The sequence below is a fragment of the Desulfonatronum thiosulfatophilum genome (assembly GCF_900104215.1).
GTDB lineage: Bacteria > Desulfobacterota > Desulfovibrionia > Desulfovibrionales > Desulfonatronaceae > Desulfonatronum > Desulfonatronum thiosulfatophilum.
Genome location: NZ_FMXO01000034.1, coordinates 1 through 2,044, shown reverse-complemented (window position 1 = coordinate 2,044; position 2,044 = coordinate 1). Strand labels below are relative to the sequence as shown.

General features: G+C 56.2%; 2 protein-coding genes. One reads left to right on the top strand and one right to left on the bottom strand.

Annotated features, from left to right (window positions below; genetic code table 11):
- Positions 1–111: 111 nt before the first annotated feature.
- Complete coding sequence (locus tag BLP93_RS16495; protein WP_092124016.1) at positions 112–795, top strand: flavodoxin family protein; 684 nt, start codon at positions 112–114, stop codon at positions 793–795.
- A 418-nt stretch (positions 796–1,213) separates the two neighbouring features.
- Here BLP93_RS16495 and BLP93_RS16485 read toward each other — a convergent pair.
- A partial coding sequence (locus tag BLP93_RS16485; RefSeq protein WP_139163048.1) for a pyridoxal phosphate-dependent aminotransferase occupies positions 1,214–2,044 on the bottom strand: 831 nt, incomplete at its 5' end.

Here is a 2,044-nt window from a genome sequence, read left to right as displayed (position 1 = left end):
TGCTGGATTCCAAGGATGAGAGGAGGTTCACGCCGGTTGGCGGGATGGATGGGGTGTATTCGATGAAGCGGTTGGGGGTTGGGGGGTAATTGTTAATGAGGGAGGTAGACAATGAAGGTGATGACGTTCAACGGCAGTCCACGCAAGAAGAAATGGAATACTGTCACTTTGTTGAATAATGCCCTGCAAGGCGCTCAGTCAACCGGCGCGGCAACCGAACTGGTCCAACTATACGATCTTACGTTCTCCGGCTGCATCAGTTGTTTCTCGTGCAAGCGCCTAAGCCGAAAGAAGGATGGGGTATGCTCAGTACAGGATGATCTGACCCCGGTGCTGGATCGTGTCAAGGAGGCCGATGCCCTGATCATAGGCACGCCTGTCTATTATGGTGCCGAATCCGCTGCCACGCGTGCTTTTCTAGAGCGACTGTGCTTCCCATACTTGAAATATTCCAAGGATGGGCGCTCTCTCTTTCCTCGACGTATCAACACCGCCATGATCTACACCATGAATGCTCCTGATCATATGCTCCCACAGATAGGCTATGACCGGATGTTCGCTATGACACAGATGATGCTGCAGTTTCACTTTGGTGCATGCGAGTTGCTTCTATCATCCGACACTCTGCAGTACAGCGATTACGACAAGTTCGAGGCGGAGGCCTTTGATAAGGATGCAAAGCGGCAGCGTCATGCCAAGGTCTTTCCCGACGATTGCAGACGCGCTTTTGAGTTAGGCGTTCGAATGGCCTCCGGCGAGGTTCCCGAGGCAAAGCCAATGCCATGGCATGAATAGTGCCGGGCTAACCAGGGTGTCAACGCGGATGATGCGCACACCTCGCGTGCTCCGCACCGGTTACACCTCGCGTTCGAAACCTCTACTATATTATCAATGCGGCAAGTGAAATGAATGAAACTCAATGGAATATGAAGCCAAACAAGGCAAAAGCAGTAATGCTTGCCAAACTTCAACTGGCTGAGTTTGTATGTGACGCAGTAAACCTGGAAGGGATTAATTTAACCTTGCCGGAAATCCAAAAAGTCCTTTGCCGGCATTTTGGGGCACAAGGGCGAATCGCAATACATTGTTTGTACTCCCTTCCGTCTTCTGCCATCTGTCCTCTGACTTTAACCTCTGACTCGGACCACTGACACTTACCACTGACTGGCGCGAAATAACTTTTTGCACCCAACTCAGCCCGTCCCGCACGACCTCACCCGCGCATAACCTCTTCCAGCGCCCTGCAAAACTCCTCCATCACCGGCCGTTGCACCAGACTGACCCGAATCCAGTCGGGAAAGCGAAACCCGGTCATGGTCCGGACCAGGACGCCTTTGTGGGCCAGCTTGCGATAGAGCAGGGTGTCGGAGACCGGGGTGCGGATCATCATGAAATTTCCCTCGTGGCAGACATATTCCAGCCCCAGCCTGACGCATTCGCCGCGCAGCAGTTCCTTGGCCTCGCCTACCATGGCCCTGGTGTCGGCGATGAACGGGCCGTCGTGCTCCAGGGCCGCGGTTGCCGCGATCTGGCCGAGGCTGTTCACGGAATAGACCACGTGGGTGCGGCGGATGATGTCCACCACCTCGGCTGATCCGCACAGATAGCCCACGCGCAGCCCGGCCAGGGCGTACATCTTGGAGAAGGTCCGGAAGACCACCAGATTCGGAAACTCGCGCATCAACTCCATCCCGTCGGGGTAATCCTTCCGGTCCACGTACTCAAAATAGGCCTCGTCCAGAACCACGATCCGCTCGCCACCCACGGCCTCCAAGAAGCCGCGCATGGTCGCCGCGTCCCAGTACGTGCCTGTGGGGTTGTTGGGGTTGCAGACGAAAAAGATCTTGGTCCGCTCGTCGGCCGCGTCCAGCATGGCCTGGGGATCAAAGGCCATGTCCCGCAGCGGCGTCAACCGGGCCTGGAAGCCGGAAAACTCGGCCACCCATTCGTACACGGCAAAGGTCTTGTCCGCGGTGACGATATTGTCCCCGCGCTCGCAAAAGGCCTTGATCACGCTGGCGATGACCTCGCAGGAGCCGTTGCC

What these genes read in the sequence shown, in the direction of transcription:
- BLP93_RS16495 (WP_092124016.1), top strand. Translation starts at nt 112, where the DNA reads ATGAAGGTGATGACGTTCAACGGCAGTCCACGCAAGAAGAAATGGAAT.